The sequence below is a fragment of the Mycobacterium neumannii genome (assembly GCF_002245615.1).
Classification (GTDB): domain Bacteria; phylum Actinomycetota; class Actinomycetes; order Mycobacteriales; family Mycobacteriaceae; genus Mycobacterium; species Mycobacterium neumannii_A.
Window position 1 is genome coordinate 1 of sequence record NZ_NKCO01000004.1, and the last position, 14,693, is coordinate 14,693.

General features: G+C 67.8%; 16 protein-coding genes. 11 read left to right on the forward strand and 5 right to left on the reverse strand.

Features of this window, described 5'->3' with window-relative positions:
* Positions 1-313: 313 nt before the first annotated feature.
* Complete coding sequence (locus tag CEX88_RS26270) at positions 314-544, forward strand: DUF4190 domain-containing protein (RefSeq protein ID WP_068194904.1); 231 nt, start codon at positions 314-316, stop codon at positions 542-544.
* A gap of 4 nt (positions 545-548) precedes the next feature.
* Complete coding sequence (locus tag CEX88_RS26275) at positions 549-1,010, forward strand: DUF4190 domain-containing protein (protein ID WP_238381976.1); 462 nt, start codon at positions 549-551, stop codon at positions 1,008-1,010.
* A gap of 3 nt (positions 1,011-1,013) precedes the next feature.
* On the opposite strand, the gene CEX88_RS06480 is transcribed toward CEX88_RS26275, so the two are convergent.
* Positions 1,014-1,970 carry an HpcH/HpaI aldolase/citrate lyase family protein gene (locus tag CEX88_RS06480; protein ID WP_094292861.1) on the reverse strand — a complete coding sequence of 319 codons (957 nt, stop codon included), beginning with the start codon at positions 1,968-1,970 and terminating at the stop codon, positions 1,014-1,016.
* A 25-nt stretch (positions 1,971-1,995) separates the two neighbouring features.
* On the opposite strand from CEX88_RS06480, the gene CEX88_RS06485 reads away from it, so the two are divergent.
* From CEX88_RS06485 to CEX88_RS06505, 5 genes are all read left to right on the forward strand, one after another.
* Complete coding sequence (locus tag CEX88_RS06485) at positions 1,996-3,288, forward strand: magnesium transporter MgtE N-terminal domain-containing protein (protein ID WP_094292862.1); 1,293 nt, start codon at positions 1,996-1,998, stop codon at positions 3,286-3,288.
* Complete coding sequence (locus tag CEX88_RS06490; RefSeq protein ID WP_094292863.1) at positions 3,285-3,836, forward strand: DUF1003 domain-containing protein; 552 nt, start codon at positions 3,285-3,287, stop codon at positions 3,834-3,836. Before CEX88_RS06485 ends, CEX88_RS06490 begins: the two co-directional genes overlap by 4 nt.
* A gap of 186 nt (positions 3,837-4,022) precedes the next feature.
* Positions 4,023-5,402, forward strand: a complete 1,380-nt coding sequence (locus CEX88_RS06495; RefSeq protein WP_094293082.1) for a lytic transglycosylase domain-containing protein — start codon at positions 4,023-4,025, stop codon at positions 5,400-5,402.
* Positions 5,403-5,436: 34 nt separating this feature from the next.
* A complete protein-coding gene (locus CEX88_RS06500) occupies positions 5,437-6,579 on the forward strand; it encodes an Mrp/NBP35 family ATP-binding protein (RefSeq protein ID WP_094293083.1) in 1,143 nt (380 codons plus the stop codon).
* A 76-nt stretch (positions 6,580-6,655) separates the two neighbouring features.
* On the forward strand, positions 6,656-7,279 hold the full coding sequence (locus CEX88_RS06505) for a VldE C-terminal domain-containing protein (RefSeq protein ID WP_094292864.1): 624 nt from the start codon (positions 6,656-6,658) through the stop codon (positions 7,277-7,279).
* Positions 7,280-7,291: 12 nt separating this feature from the next.
* Here the strand turns inward: CEX88_RS06505 and tatB are convergent, their stop codons facing one another.
* The 4 genes from tatB to sigE all read right to left on the reverse strand — a co-directional run bounded on the left by tatB (position 7,292) and on the right by sigE (position 10,514).
* A complete protein-coding gene (tatB, locus tag CEX88_RS06510) occupies positions 7,292-7,696 on the reverse strand; it encodes a Sec-independent protein translocase protein TatB (protein WP_094292865.1) in 405 nt (134 codons plus the stop codon).
* Positions 7,697-7,699: 3 nt separating this feature from the next.
* On the reverse strand, positions 7,700-9,184 hold the full coding sequence (htrA, locus tag CEX88_RS06515; protein ID WP_094292866.1) for a serine protease HtrA: 1,485 nt from the start codon (positions 9,182-9,184) through the stop codon (positions 7,700-7,702).
* 69 nt (positions 9,185-9,253) lie between these two features.
* Positions 9,254-9,649, reverse strand: a complete 396-nt coding sequence (gene rseA / locus CEX88_RS06520; protein WP_094293084.1) for an anti-sigma E factor RseA — start codon at positions 9,647-9,649, stop codon at positions 9,254-9,256.
* 76 nt (positions 9,650-9,725) lie between these two features.
* Positions 9,726-10,514 (reverse strand): RNA polymerase sigma factor SigE, encoded by a 789-nt coding sequence (gene sigE / locus CEX88_RS06525; RefSeq protein WP_094292867.1) that lies wholly within the window; start codon positions 10,512-10,514, stop codon positions 9,726-9,728.
* Positions 10,515-10,690: 176 nt separating this feature from the next.
* On the opposite strand from sigE, the gene CEX88_RS06530 reads away from it, so the two are divergent.
* The 4 genes from CEX88_RS06530 to CEX88_RS06545 all read left to right on the forward strand — a co-directional run bounded on the left by CEX88_RS06530 (position 10,691) and on the right by CEX88_RS06545 (position 14,689).
* Positions 10,691-11,350, forward strand: coding sequence for an O-methyltransferase (locus tag CEX88_RS06530; protein ID WP_094293085.1), 660 nt, complete (start codon positions 10,691-10,693; stop codon positions 11,348-11,350).
* 129 nt (positions 11,351-11,479) lie between these two features.
* Complete coding sequence (locus CEX88_RS06535) at positions 11,480-12,178, forward strand: TetR/AcrR family transcriptional regulator (RefSeq protein ID WP_094292868.1); 699 nt, start codon at positions 11,480-11,482, stop codon at positions 12,176-12,178.
* On the forward strand, positions 12,141-13,076 hold the full coding sequence (locus CEX88_RS06540; protein ID WP_094292869.1) for an ABC transporter ATP-binding protein: 936 nt from the start codon (positions 12,141-12,143) through the stop codon (positions 13,074-13,076). The genes CEX88_RS06535 and CEX88_RS06540 overlap by 38 nt, the downstream gene beginning before the upstream one ends.
* Positions 13,073-14,689, forward strand: a complete 1,617-nt coding sequence (locus CEX88_RS06545) for an ABC transporter permease (RefSeq protein WP_094292870.1) — start codon at positions 13,073-13,075, stop codon at positions 14,687-14,689. Before CEX88_RS06540 ends, CEX88_RS06545 begins: the two co-directional genes overlap by 4 nt.
* Positions 14,690-14,693: the final 4 nt, after the last annotated feature.

The following is a 14,693-nucleotide window of genomic DNA, read 5'->3' on the forward strand; positions in this document are numbered from 1 at the left end:
GCACATAGGTACTTCAGGGAGTGTAAGACGCTAACGTACAAAGAAGAGAGAACGACACTCTAGGTCAGGGAGAGGAGTGAAAGCGACTACTTTTGCTGATGGTATTACGACATAAGACCACATACGAGATCATCCCTAGTCTCCTGGGCTCGGAGATGTCTATAAGATACATGCCTACCCTCCGCCCTACCCTGACCCGGCCAACACCGGCCAGGGTTATCCACCGCCGCCGCCCTATGGCGCGCCCTCCCCTTACGGCGCTCCGCCCTCGTACGCGGGATACGGCGCACCCGGGTATGCCGACGGTTACGGCATGCCGCAGGACAAGACCAACGGTCTGGCGATCGGCTCGCTGGTGGCCTCGGCGATCGGCGTCCTCTGTGGTGTCGGCTCGCTGATCGGCATCGTGCTGGGCATCGTGGCGCTGAACCAGGTCAAGAACTCAGGTGAGGGGGGCCGCGGATTGGCGATCGCCGGTATCGCCGTCGGCGCGGCGACGCTGCTGCTCAACATCGTCTTCGGCATCGCCATGCTGAGCACCTGACCCGGTGAGCGGCGGCGACCAGGACGGGGTCCGGAACACCGGCAGGCCTGATCCGTTCGCACCGGTGGATTACCCCACCGATGCGGGGCTGCCGCCGCCGCTCGATACGCCGCCCTCACCGGGTTATCCGCCGCCCTATCCGGCTGCTCCTAACCCTTATCAGGGCTACTACCCGCTCGGCGGTTACGGATACGACCCCTACCGGTCGATCCATCCTGCGGGCACGAACGGGATGGCGATCGGCGCATTGGTGTGCTCCCTCGTCGGGGTGTTCTGCTGCGGCGTGACGTGCATCGTCGGGGTGATCCTCGGGATCATGGCGATGCGCGAAACCAAGCACACCGGACAGGACGGATTCGGAATTGCGTTGGCGGGCACGATCATCGGCGGCCTGGCGGTCGCAGGCTTCCTCGTATACATACTGCTTTACCTGAGCCTGCTCGCCACCGGAGGGCTGTGGGCCTGAGCGTCACTGCGGCTGACGGAACGGCTCGCCTTGGCGCTGCATGCCTGCGGCGCGGCCCTTTCCGGCGATCACCAGGGCCATCTTCCGGCTCGCCTCGTCGATCATCTCGTCGCCCAACATGGCCGCGCCCCTGGCTCCGCCTGCGCGCGAGGTGTGCCACTCGTAGGCCTCGAGAATCAGCTCGGCGTGGTCGTAATCCTTCTGCCGGGGACTGAAAATCTCGTTGCCCGCGACGATCTGGTCGGGGTGCAGCACCCATTTGCCGTCGTATCCCAGCGCCGCGGAACGGCCGGCGACGCGGCGGAAGCCGTCGACGTCGCGAATCTTCAGATAGGGACCGTCGATCGCGAGCACCCCGTGCGTCCGCGCCGCCACGAGAATGCGCATCAGCACGTGATGGTGCGCATCGCCGACGTCGTAGCCCTCGGGCTGCTCGCCGACCTCGAGCGTGCGCATGTTCAAGCTGGCCGCCATGTCGGCGGGTCCCAGCACCAACGCCTGCACCCGTGGTGCGGCCGCGATCGCGTCAATGTTGGTGAGGCCCTGCGCATTCTCGATCTGCGCCTCGATACCGATGCGGCCGACCGGGAGGTCGTGGGTCGCCTCGAGCTGACTCAGCAACAGGTGCAGCGCCTGGATGTGGGAGGCGTCGCTGACCTTGGGCAGGACCACGATGTCGAGCGCGGCACCCGCGGTCGCCACCACTTCGATGATGTCGGCGTAGGTCCACGGCGTCGTCCAGTCGTTGACCCGCACACCGCGCAGCTGGCCCGCCCACCCCGGCTCCGCCAGAGCGGTCGCCACGCGGGTGCGGGCTTCGGCTTTGGCGTCGGGCGCGACGGCGTCCTCGAGATCGAGGAACACCTCGTCAGCGGTCAGGGTTTTCGCCTTCTCGACCATCTTCGCGCTGCTCCCGGGAACGGAAAGGACCGTTCGGCGGGGTCGATACCGGTTTTCCACAACAACACTCTCTACCCTTTGATGCATGGCGGCGGTCAACAGGGTCTATGCGGCTCGTCTCGCGGGGATGGTGGTCTTGGGCCCCGACGGCGAGTCCATCGGCCGTGTCCGTGATGTGGTGGTCAGCATCAGCCTGGTGCGCCAGCAACCCCGCGTACTCGGCTTGGTTGTCGAAATGCTCACGCGGCGAAGGATTTTCGTACCGATTCTGCGGGTGACGTCGATCGATCCCGGTGCGGTGACGCTTGCCACCGGCAGCGTGTCGTTGCGCCGGTTCGCCCAGCGCCCCGGTGAGGTGCTCGTCCTCGGACAGGTGATCGAAACCCGCGTCCGCGTCGACGATCCGGACCTGCCGCAGCTGGCCGACGTCGATGTGATCGTCGTCGATCTCGGCATCGAGCAGACGCGCACCCGCGACTGGATGGTCACCAAGGTCGCAGTCCGCCCACACCGGCGCCTTGGCAGGCGAGCCAACGTGCACGTGGTGGATTGGCAGCACGTTCAGGGCCTGACACCGTCGGGTCTGGCGATGCCCGGCCAGGGCGTCGCGCAGCTGCTCGATCAGTTCGAGGGGCAGCGCGCCGTCGAGGTGGCCGAGGCGATCCGGGAGCTGCCCGCCAAACGCCGCTACGAGTTGGTCAACGCCCTCGACGACGAGCGGCTGGCCGACGTGCTGCAGGAGTTGCCCGAAGACGACCAGCTCGACGTGCTCAGGCGCCTGCCGGCCGACCGCGCCGCCGACGTCCTCGAGGCGATGGACCCCGACGACGCCGCCGACCTCCTCGGGTCGATGACGCCGACCGACGCCGAGCAGTTCCTACGCCGCATGGACCCCGAGGATTCCGAGGATGTCCGCCGTCTGCTGGCGCACTCCCCCGACACCGCGGGCGGGTTGATGACGTCCGAACCCGTGGTGCTGGCCCCGGACACCACCGTCGCCGAGGCACTCGCGCGGGTCCGCGACCCGGACCTCACCCCGGCGTTGGCCTCGTTGGTGTTCGTCACCCGCCCCCCGACCGCCACGCCCACCGGTCACTACCTGGGTTGTGTGCACCTGCAGCGCCTGCTGCGCGAGCCGCCTGCCGATCTGGTCAGCGGAATCGTGGACACCGATCTGCCCAACCTGTCCCCTGACGACTCGCTTGGCGCGGTGACGCGCTACTTCGCCGCCTACAACCTGTTGTGCGGGCCGGTCGTCGACGAAGAGAACCACCTGCTGGGCGCCGTGTCGGTCGACGACGTGCTCGACCATCTGCTGCCCCACGACTGGCGCGAGACCGAGGAACCCGAGCTCACCGGCGCCGAAGGAACCTCATGACCGACCGCAGCCGGCTCGATACGCCGCTGGCCACCCGGCGGCGGTTCTCGTTCAACGTCGACCCCGAGGCGGTCGGGAACTTCAGCGAGAACATCGCCCGGTTCCTGGGCACCGGGCGCTACCTGGCGTGGCAGACCATCCTCGTGATCGTCTGGATCACGTTGAACCTGTTCGCGGTCGGGCTGCGCTGGGACCCGTATCCGTTCATCCTGCTCAACCTGGCGTTCTCCACCCAGGCGGCCTACGCGGCGCCACTGATCCTGCTGGCGCAGAACCGCCAGGAAAACCGCGATCGCGTGTCGCTGGACGAAGACCGCCGCCGCGCCCTGCAGACCAAGGCCGACACCGAATACCTGGCCCGCGAACTGGCCGCGCTGCGGTTGGCGATCGGCGAGGTGGTCACCCGCGACTACCTGCGCAGAGAACTCGACGAGATGCGCGAAATGCTGGCCACCCTGCAGCACCCGCCGGGCGAATCGGGCGACGACGAAGCCGGCCGGAGCGACCCGGGCGAGCGCCGGCCGAAAAAGTCGAGTGCAGGTAGCTAACGAATTGCTGTAACGCGGCGGTTATCTGATAGGTATGGTGACTTGGTTCACAAGCGATCGCAAACATAGGACGGTTGAGTGCACATAAGGGGAGGAGCCGCCGCCCTCAAGGCCGTGCGGCGCCAAACGGGGCGTCTGCGGCGAATCCCGGGCCCTCACGTGCAGAAGCTGGCATCCGCCAATCGCATGCGTGCCGGTCTCGGCGTGGCCATCATCACCCCGATCATCCTGGCCGGCAGCGTCGGCGCCTCGGCGCCGTCCCCGCAGACCCCGACCTCGGATGCCGCGGTGACGCCACTGGCCGCTGTCGAGCCGTCACCGGGCGCCCGGTCGGGCGCATCGGTGGTCGCGGTCGCCAAGGAACCGATGGCCTTCCACATCGCCGCCTCGACGGTGTCGGCTCCCCCGCCCGCCGCGGTGGTGAATTCTCCTGGCGCACTGGGCATTCCCGGTATGGCCTTGTCGGCGTACCGGAACGCCGAGCGCATCATGGCGTCCGCTTACCCCGGCTGCGGCCTGAGCTGGAACCTGTTGGCCGGTATCGGGCGCATCGAGTCGATGCACGCCAACGGAGGCGCGACCGACGCCCGCGGCACCGCCATCCGCCCCATCTTCGGGCCCACGCTCGACGGCACGCTGCCCGGCAACGAGATCATCGTGCAGAGCCGCGTGGCCGACCGCGTCACCTACGCCCGCGCAATGGGACCGATGCAGTTCCTGCCCGGCACCTGGTCGCGGTACGCCTCCGACGGCGACGGCGACGGCAAGGCCGAAGTGCAGAACCTGTTCGACTCGTCACTGGCCGCCGCCCGCTATCTGTGCAGCGGCAACCTGAACCTGCGAGACCCGAACCACGTCATGTCGGCGATCCTGCGTTACAACAACTCGGTGGCCTACGCGCGCAACGTGCTGGGCTGGGCCGCGGCGTACGCGACGGGCGTCGTGCCGATGGATCTGCCTCCCATCACTGGATCGGTCCCGACGTTGGAAGACACCCCCGCCAACGTGCACCTCACCGATCTGAAGGAGTACCAGGGCCTCGGGCCGGGTCTGCCCCTTAACGCTCTGGGATTGCCAGAAGGCGATCCGTTGGCGTTGATGCCGTTGCTCGAGCGCGACTCGGTAGCCAGCCGGATGGGCAATATGCCGGGCTTCGTCCCTGGTCAGCGACTCGGCCCCCTGCCGGGACCGGCACCGCAAACACCGGCGACGCCGCAGGCGCCCGCGCAACCGCCGCCGTGGACACCGCCGTGGATGCAGCCACAACGGCCCGAGTGCGCGGTGTTCTGCATCGAGGACAACCCGGCGCCACCGCTGCAGCCGGCACTCGGTGGGCCACCCATAGCCAACCCGATGCTTCCGCCCGCACCGGCGCCGTTGGGGCCGCCCGCACCACTGGGTGCTCCGCAGCCCGGACCCGCTCCAATCGGCGCACCGGCTCCCGTCGGCGCACCCGGTCCGGCTCAGGCACCCGCGCCAGGCCCGGCTCAAGCACCCGCGCCCGGCCCGGCGGCCCAGCCGGGTCCGGCGGCCCAGCCGGGTCCGGCGCCCGGACCCGTCGGTTAAGGGCCGCCGTCGAGTCGGCCTAGACTCGATGGTGATGTCTAATTCACCCGCTGACCTGGAAGCCGCGATTCGTCGCGCGCTGGCCAAGGTGATCGACCCCGAGCTGCGGCGGCCGATCACCGAACTCGGAATGGTCAAGAACGTCACCGTCGAACCTGACGGGGCGGTCCATGTCGAGATCTACCTGACCACCGCTGCGTGCCCGAAGAAGACCGAGATCTCCGATCAGGTCAGCCGGGCCGTCGCCGACGTCCCGGGAACCGGCGCCGTGCGGGTCAGCCTCGACGTGATGAACGATGAACAACGCACCGAACTGCGCAAGCAACTGCGTGGTGATTCGCGGGAGCCCGTCATCCCGTTCGCCCAGCCCGGTTCGCTGACCCGCGTCTACGCGGTGGCTTCCGGTAAGGGTGGCGTAGGCAAGTCCAGCGTGACGGTGAACCTCGCTGCGGCCATGGCCGCGCGTGGCGTGTCGGTCGGAGTGCTCGACGCCGACATCTACGGGCACTCCGTTCCCCGCATGATGGGCGTTACGGACCGGCCCACCCAGGTGGAGTCGATGATCGTTCCGCCGGTCGCCCACGACGTCCGGGTCATCTCCATCGCGATGTTCACCCAGGGCAACACCCCGGTGGTCTGGCGCGGCCCGATGCTGCACCGTGCGCTGCAGCAGTTCCTCGCCGACGTCTACTGGGGTGACCTTGACGTGCTGCTGCTCGACCTGCCGCCGGGCACCGGCGACGTCGCGATCTCGGTGGCCCAGCTGATTCCGGGCGCGGAGATCCTGGTGATCACGACGCCCCAACTGGCCGCTGCCGAGGTGGCCGAGCGGGCAGGAGCGATCGCGTTGCAGACCCGTCAGCGCATCGTCGGCGTGGTGGAGAACATGGCGGGGCTGACCTTGCCCGACGGCACGACCATGCAGATCTTCGGCGAAGGCGGCGGCAAACAGGTCGCCGAGCGGTTGTCGCGCGCGATCGGCGCCGACGTGCCGTTGCTGGGCCAGGTGCCGCTGGACCCCGAACTGGTGACGGCCGGCGACTCCGGCGTCCCGCTGGTGCTCTCCGCACCGGACTCGACGGCCGGTAAGGAGTTGCGCAGCGTCGCCGATGCCCTGTCGAGCCGCAAGCGCGGACTGGCGGGCATGTCGCTGGGTTTGGACCCGGCCGGTCGATAACACCTCGCGTGTCCGAGCCCGAACTCCGTCACACCCTGTCCGACAAGGCGTTACAGTGCTGTTCGTGGGTAGGGCGATGTTAGCCAACGGGCGCGGCAAGTTGCTGGCGCTCGTCGCGTCCATCACGCTGTCCGTCGCCCTGTTCTACGCCCAGACCGGCGAACCCGCGGCGCAGCATTCCGCCCCGCCCGCGGCCGTGCATCAGGATGCGCCAGCGGCCGCCCCCAGGGTCAACACGCCCACCGAAGCGGAGTTGCTCGCGGCCAGCGCGCCCGTTGCCACGGCAGCGACCCCGTTCGCGTTGCCCGCCGGTATCACGCCCGAAAACGGGTTGCAGGTCAACACGATTCGGGTGGCTCGCGCAATCAGCGTGCTGTTCCCCGAAGTCAAGACGATTGGCGGATACCGCCAAGACCCGCTGCCGTGGCACCCGAACGGCTTGGCGATCGACGTGATGATCCCGAACCACGGCAGCGAAGAGGGCATCGCCCTCGGCAACCAGATCGCCGGGATCGCGTTGGCCAACGCGGAGCGCTGGGGTGTGATCCATGTGATCTGGCGGCAGGGCTTCTACCCGGGCGTCGGGGCACCCAGCTGGACGGCCGACTACGGCAACGAGACCGCCAACCACTTCGACCATGTCCACATCGCCACCAACGGCGGCGGATACCCGTCCGGCGACGAGGACTACTACATCTGAGCTCTCACCGCTTTATGTGGCGTCGGTGTCGAACGGTGTCGTCGCGGGCGCTTGCGGTGCTGCGGGCGGCGCCGTCTGCGCAGGCGGCTCCGTCGAGGAGATCGGTTTATCGGCCTGCTTGCGGTCGAAGTTGCCGGTGAAGATCGAGTCGTCGCCGTCGAGCAGATGTTTGGTGAGCGCGGCGCGCGGCGTCATACCGCGCAACTTGTTGAGCTCGCTGAGCGGCTCGCGCAGGTCATCGAACTCCGGCCCGAGGTCTTCCCGCAGTTGGCTGGTGGCGCCGCCGATGTAGTCGCGGGCCTGGCGCAGCGCGCCCGTCGTCCACCGGATTGCGCCGGGTAGCCGCTCGGGTCCCAGGATCACCAGACCGGCGATCACCAGGATCAGCATCTCGCCCCAGCCGATATTGGCGAACATCGGCTATGTGGTGTCGGGACCCGGATTGACGGTCAGCGTGACCCGCCGGCCGTCGCGCATCACCTCGATCGGTGCGTCCTGGCCGATCTTGAGCTGACGCACGGCGACGACGAATTCGTCGGCGTCGGCCACGGTCCGGTCCCCCACCTTGACCACGACGTCGTTCTCCAGGATCCCCGCCTTTTCCGCGGGGCTGCCTGCCTTCACGTTGGCCACCTGGGCGCCGGAGGCGATGTCGTTGCTGACCGAGCGGGCGGTCAGGCCCAGCGTCGGGTGGGCGATCTTGCCCTCGCGGATGAGCGAGTCGACGACCGTCTTGACCTCGTTGATCGGGATCGCGAACCCGAGCCCGCTGGCGCTGTCGGACAGCGACTTACCGGCGGTGTTGATGCCGATCACGTTGCCGTTCATGTCGATGAGGGGGCCGCCGGAGTTGCCGTGATTGATCGGCGCATCGGTCTGCAGACCGTCGATGACGGTGTCGGTGTCGGAACCGTCGCCGGACAGCGGCACCGGGCGGTGCAGCGCGCTGATGATTCCGGCGGTGACGGTGCTGCGCAGACCCAGCGGAGCGCCCGCGGCGATCACCTCGTCGCCGACGCGCAACTTGTCCGAGTCGCCCATCTGCGCCACGGTCAGGTTGTCGACGTTGTCGACCTTCAGCACGGCCAGGTCGGTCTTGGGGTCGCGGCCAACGAGGTTGGCGGGCACCTCTTTGCCGTCGTTGAAGACGATCTTCAGCTTGTACTTGCTGGGGTTGTTCGCGGCTTCGGAGATGACGTGGTTGTTGGTCACGATGTACCCGCGCCCATCGATGACGACGCCGGAGCCCTGCGAACCTTCCTGATCGCTGGTCGCCTCCACCGTGACCACCGAATCAGCTACGGCAGCAGCGACTTTGGCGATGTGGCCTTCGGGCGGCGGACCGCTGTCGGTGGTGTCGAGCGTGACCTTCGACGTGGTGAACGCCTCGACCACCTCGGCGGTCTTGCGGCCTACCCACCCGCCTGCGAAACCGATCACCAACGCGATGATGGCCAACATCGCCAGCGCGACGTAGGAGACCCGGCCGCCGAACAGCACGTCGCGCACGCCCAACTTGCCCGTGGGGACATTCGCCGGGGGTCGCGGCGGCTCGTGGACGGCGGGGGCGCCAAGGGCGGCCGGCGCCGACGGATCCCGCCACGGGTCGGCGGCCAAGTCGGTGTCCTGATCCCGCTCGGCTTCGAGCGCGCCCGTGTCGGCGGGATGGCGCTGCAGCGAGTCGCCGCCGGGATAGGGCTTACCGAACGCCTCGGCCAGCACCGGGTCGGGCGGCTGGTTGGTCGGCGTGAACTCGCCTTGGTCGCGATACTTGTCGAGGCCCACGAACGAACCGTCGACACCGTCGGGCCTGCCGAATGCGCGCTGCGCCGCCGGATCGACGGGCGGCCGCGAGACAGGGCGGGGTTCCAGGCGTTCGCGCCCGGTCTGGTCGAGATTGGTCACCCGGTCATCACCCTCTGTGAAAGCGCCCGCGAGTGCCGGCGCGGATCGCTGCTGGTCGTCGCACTTACCCTACCGGCGCCTGCGCCGAGAACGCTGTGTGCTGTCAGCAAACTGGGACTGCTGCGTCTCGACGGGCGGCTCCGGTGGAGCATGGTGCGGGATCTCGGACAACAGGCCCAGCAGCGAGCTCGGCATGGCGACCGGCCGGCACTCCCGCAACGCCGCGCGCGCTTGGCGCTGGGCCTCGACCTCGGCGGCGCACTGCGGGCACAGCGATAAGTGGTGAGCGGCGCGCAGATGCGGGGTCAGCCTCAGTTCACCGTCGACGAAGGCGGCGACTGCCTCGGTCGAGAGGTGCTCGGTGGAGCCGAACTCTCGCGGCCCGACCGGCGCGTCGCTCTGGGAGGCGAACTGAGAGGGCAACCACGAGAAGGCCCGGCGGAACATGTGTCCCGGGTCGACCATTGCCCAGCTCCTCTCGCTGCGTGTCACGGCGTCCATTCGAATGTAGCGCGGAGCGCTGTGCGGATGCCCGCGAACGTCAGGCCGTTTTGGCCGCGTCGCCGTGGCCAGCCGACGAACCGGTCTCGCCGTGATTGGCCAGGTAGTCGCGGAGGGCCTGCCGACCGCGGTGGATGCGGCTACGCACGGTGCCCAACTTGACGTCGAGCGTCGCGCCGATCTCCTCGTAGGACAGTCCCTCGATATCGCACAGCACCACGGCGGCGCGAAACTCCGGCGGCAACGAATCCAGTGCGGCCTGCAGGTCAGGACCCAGCCGCGAGTCGTGGTAGATCTGCTCGGGGTTGGGATCATCGGCCGGAACACGGTCGTAGTCCTCGGGCAGCGCCTCCATACGGATGCGGCCGCGCCTGCGCACCATGTCGAGGAACAAGTTGGTGGTGATGCGGTGCAGCCAGCCCTCGAACGTGCCGGGCTGATAGTTCTGCAGCGAGCGGAACACCCGGATGAACGTCTCCTGGGTGAGGTCCTCGGCGTCGTGCTGATTACCCGACAGGCGGTAGGCCAGCCGGTACACCCGGTCGGCGTGCTGGCGCACCAGCTCGTCCCATGAGGGCATGGTCGATTTGTCGCCCGTGGCGTCGAACACCGCGGTGCCGGTCATTTCGTCGGAAGGCTCGACCCATTCCCCGTCCGCGAACTGTTCGAGGTGGGACATCGAAGTCGGCGCCATCTTGATGGTGGTCGTCAGATCCTCCTGGTCACAGCCGCCATCACGGTGCGGCGGTTCGCTACTGCCCGCAACGCGGAGATCCGCATAGGTATTCCCTGGTTGGTCCCCTGGATGCCAGCGTCCGCCGTTTTCCATGGGACATACCGTCTCCGACCGTTCCGTGCCTGGCATATGAGCAAACTGAACATTTCCTGAGAAAACTTTTCTACCCATTTTTGACCTGCGCGAACCTGCTGAAAATTCGCATGATCGGTTCGTCGGGAACGGGCGTGTCGCGATGCTGGCCCGCACCGGTTGGCTACGCTGCGGGCATGGCCGGCACCGACGACGTCATCGGACCGCACAGCCGTGCCGATTCCATCGTCTCGCATGCCGAGCAGTCCATCTCCGAGGACGCCATCGTCGCCGCGGCCCGCGAACGCGCCCTCGACATCGGCGCAGGCGCCGTCACCCCCGCAGTCGGCGCGCTGCTGTGCGTGTTCGCCAAGCTGACCTCCGCCAAGGCCGTCGTGGAGGTCGGAACCGGCGCCGGGGTCAGCGGGCTGTGGCTGCTGTCGGGTATGCGCGAAGACGGCGTACTGACCACGATCGACGTCGAACCCGAGCATCAGCGCATCGCCAAGCAGGCGTTCACCGAGGCCGGGATCGGACCCGGGCGTAGCCGGCTGATCAGCGGGCGCGCCCAAGAAGTGCTGACCCGCCTCGCCGACGAGTCGTACGACCTGGTGTTCGTCGACGCCGATCCGCTGGATCAGCCGCAGTTCGTCGCCGAAGCCGTCCGGTTGTTGCGCCCGGGCGGCGCGATCGTGCTGCATCGCGCCGCACTCGGCGGCCGGGCCGGCGACGCCACCGCCAACGACACCGAGGTGGCGGCCGTGCGCGAGGCCACCCGGCTGATCGCCGAGGACGAACGGCTCACCCCGGTGCTGATCCCACTGGGCGACGGCCTGCTCGCCGCCGCGCGCGACTGAATTCTCTCGCCGAGCTGGGCCCACGCCGAAAGGCTGGGGTACGCAGGACTGCTCTCTTTCCAGGCTGGTTTGCGTCTGCTCGCTATCGCATCTTGACCACTGACTAAACGTGCGTTTAGTCTACTGAACGTGCGTTCAGCTTCGAACGATCTCACGGCCGTCGCCCGGATTCGCGACGCCGCAATCGACCAGTGGGGCCAGCACGGGTTCAACGTCGGCCTGCGATCCATCGCCGACGCGGCGGGGGTGTCGGCCGCGCTGGTCATCCACCACTTCGGCTCCAAAGACGGGCTGCGCAAGGCGTGCGACGACTTCATCGCCGACGAGATCCGCCAGGTCAAAACCGAGTCGATGCAAACCAGCGATCCGGCGACCTGGCTCGCACAGATGGCCGAGATCGAGTCCTATGCGCCGTTGATGGCGTACCTGGTTCGCAGCATGCAGTCCGGCAGCGAGCTGGCGAAGTCGTTCTGGCGTCGCATGATCGACCAGGTCGAGCAGTACACCGACGAAGGCGTTCGATCGGGTGTGCTCAAGCCGAGCCGTGACCCCTGCGCCCGAGCCCGGTACCTCGGGATGATCGGCGCAGGCGGCTTCCTGCTGTATCTGCAGCTGCACGACAACCCCACCGATCTGCGGGCCGTGTTGCGTGATTACAGCGAGGACATGGTGTTGCCTGCCCTCGAGCTCTACACCGAAGGGCTGATGGCCGACTCGACCATGTACGACGCGTTCCTCGCCCAGCGCGAGAAAGGCATCCCGTTCACCACCGGGGAAGAAGGAGATCGCGATGACGGCTCAGACAGCGCACCATCGGCGACAGGCTGACATCAACGGACCTGCCGTCGAAGTTCACGGATTGACAAAAGCTTTCGGACGGACCAAGGCGCTCGACGGACTGAATTTGACGGTCGCGCCGGGGCAGATCACCGGCTTTCTCGGCCCGAACGGAGCGGGCAAGTCAACCACGATCCGCGTGTTGCTCGGCCTGTTGCGGGCGGACAGCGGCACGGTGCGGCTGCTCGGCGGCGATCCCTGGGATGACGCGGTGGCACTGCACCGCCGGATCGCCTACGTGCCGGGAGATGTGACGTTGTGGCCCAACCTGACCGGGCTGCAGGCGATCGACTTCCTGGCCCGGCTGCGCGGTAACGGTGTGGACACCGCCCGCCGGGATCAGCTGATCGAGCGCTTCGAACTCGACCCGCACAAGAAGGCCCGCACCTACTCAAAGGGCAACAGGCAGAAGGTCGCCATCATCGCCGCCTTTTCCACCGCCGCCGAGCTCTACATCCTGGATGAGCCCACGTCCGGCCTGGATCCGTTGATGGAGAAGGTGTTTCAGGAGTGCGTGGGTGAAGTCGTACAGCGCGGCGCTGCGGTGCTGTTGTCGAGCCATATCCTGGCCGAGGTCGAAAAGCTGTGTGACAGCGTCACGATCATCCGCGCCGGTCGCACGGTGCGCGCCGGCACCCTCGCCGAGCTGCGGCACCTGATGCGCACGACCGTGACCGCACGCACCCGCAACGACGGCCAGCGCCTACGGGCCGAGCCGTTCGTCCACGATTTCGCGGTCACCGACGGGCACTACGTCTTCTCGGTCGACCGCAACGATCTTGACCGCGCAATGGGCATTCTGACCGAGCTCGGCATCCTCGACCTGACCGTCACACCGGCATCGCTGGAAGACATGTTCCTGCGCGAGTATCGGGGGACCACGCGATGACGACGATGACGGCGACCGCGCCTCGCACGCAGCGGCATGGCCGTTCGAACGCCTGGACGGGCACCGCAGACCTGCTGCGCCTGGCTCTGCGTCGGGACCGGCTCCGGCTCAGTGTCTGGGTCGGCGTCCTGACGATGCTGATGGCCTACGCGCCGGCCGCCATGGAATTGGCCTATCCCGAAGAGGCGCAGCGGCTCACGCGCGTGGATCTGATGAGGACGCCCGCGGGAATGATGATGGGCGGGCCGATGTTCGGCCGCAACGAGACCGACCTCGGCGCGATGATCGCGAACGAGATGATGCTGACGCTGATCGTCGCCACGTCGATCCTCGCGATCCTCACGGTGATTCGTCATACCCGGGCCGAAGAGGAAAGCGGCGCAGCCGAGTTGGTGCTGTCATCGGTCGTGGGCCGCTATGCACGAACCGCAGCGGCACTGATTCTGGTCGGCGTGGTCAACGTGGTGCTCGCCGTGACGATGACGCTGGCGATGACCGCGAGCGGTTTCTCGCTCATCGACACTGCGGCGATGTGTCTCGGCGTGACCGGGGTGGCCATGCTTTTCGGCTCCGTGGCAGCGGTGACCGCGCAGTTGTGGCGCCAGGCGCGTACGGCGTCCGGCGCGGCCATGGCCGTGCTGGCGGTCGCTGCGGTGGTCCGTGGAATCGGCGATGTGATCGACAACTCCGGCAGTGCGCTGAGCTGGTTCTCCCCGATCGCGTGGGCCCAGCAGATGCGCGCGTTCGTCGACCTGAGGCTGTGGCCGTTCGCGGTGCTGATCTTGCTCACCGTCGCCCTCATCGCAGTGGCTGCGCTGCTGGAGGGCAGACGTCAGTACGACGACGGTGTCATCCCGTCCACCGGTGAGCATCCCGACGCCCGACCGATCAGGGGTGTGCTGGGTCTGCACCTGACGCTGCAGCGAGGTCAGACCGTCGGCTGGACCATCGGGTTGTTCCTCGGCGGTCTGGCTTTCGGGTCGATGACCAAGTCACTGCTCGACGCCGCCGAGACCAATGACGTGATCCGGCTGATGATGGCCCAGCAGGGCACCGACGGCGTGTACACCACGATGACCCAGTTCCTCGCGGCCGCGGCGGGCGCGTACGTCGTCGCCGCCGTGCTGCGGGTTCACACCGACGAGGGCAACGGTCTGGGGGAAGCCGTGCTGGCCGGAGCGGTGTCGCGATGGCGCTGGCTGACGACGGCCGTCGTATCGGCGGTGCTCGGTTCGGTGGTGCTGATGTTCGCCGCCGGACTCGGCAACGGGTTGGGGGCGGGACTCACGATCGGCGAACCGGCGACCGTGCTCCGTCTGACGCTCGCGGGGCTGGCCTTCGTTCCCGCACTGGGGGTGATGGCGTCCGTGGCGGCGGTGGCCGTCGCGGCGCGGCGGCCCGTGCTGGGTTGGCTAGCGGTGGCGTTCGTCGTCACCGCGCTGTACCTCGGCCCGTTGTTGCGGTTGCCGCAGTGGCTGATCGACCTCTCGCCGATCGGACGCACGACGGCGCCGATCGACTATTCGGTGGCCACGCTCGTCGTGCTGACGATGCTCGCCGCCGCCCTGACGTGGGTGGCCGGCTTCCTGTACCGCAGGCGCGACGCCGTCTGAGAGG

Excerpts from the sequence above, each read along its gene's own strand:
- CEX88_RS26270 (WP_068194904.1), top strand. The coding sequence starts at position 314 with ATGCCGCAGGACAAGACCAACGGTCTGGCGATCGGCTCGCTGGTGGCC.
- CEX88_RS06485 (WP_094292862.1), top strand. The coding sequence starts at position 1,996 with ATGGCGGCGGTCAACAGGGTCTATGCGGCTCGTCTCGCGGGGATGGTG.
- CEX88_RS06490 (WP_094292863.1), top strand. The coding sequence starts at position 3,285 with ATGACCGACCGCAGCCGGCTCGATACGCCGCTGGCCACCCGGCGGCGG.
- CEX88_RS06495 (WP_094293082.1), top strand. The coding sequence starts at position 4,023 with ATGCGTGCCGGTCTCGGCGTGGCCATCATCACCCCGATCATCCTGGCC.
- CEX88_RS06500 (WP_094293083.1), top strand. The coding sequence starts at position 5,437 with ATGTCTAATTCACCCGCTGACCTGGAAGCCGCGATTCGTCGCGCGCTG.
- CEX88_RS06505 (WP_094292864.1), top strand. The coding sequence starts at position 6,656 with ATGTTAGCCAACGGGCGCGGCAAGTTGCTGGCGCTCGTCGCGTCCATC.
- tatB (WP_094292865.1), bottom strand. The coding sequence starts at position 7,696 with ATGTTCGCCAATATCGGCTGGGGCGAGATGCTGATCCTGGTGATCGCC.
- rseA (WP_094293084.1), bottom strand. The coding sequence starts at position 9,649 with ATGGTCGACCCGGGACACATGTTCCGCCGGGCCTTCTCGTGGTTGCCC.
- sigE (WP_094292867.1), bottom strand. The coding sequence starts at position 10,514 with ATGGAAAACGGCGGACGCTGGCATCCAGGGGACCAACCAGGGAATACC.
- CEX88_RS06530 (WP_094293085.1), top strand. The coding sequence starts at position 10,691 with ATGGCCGGCACCGACGACGTCATCGGACCGCACAGCCGTGCCGATTCC.
- CEX88_RS06540 (WP_094292869.1), top strand. The coding sequence starts at position 12,141 with ATGACGGCTCAGACAGCGCACCATCGGCGACAGGCTGACATCAACGGA.
- CEX88_RS06545 (WP_094292870.1), top strand. The coding sequence starts at position 13,073 with ATGACGACGATGACGGCGACCGCGCCTCGCACGCAGCGGCATGGCCGT.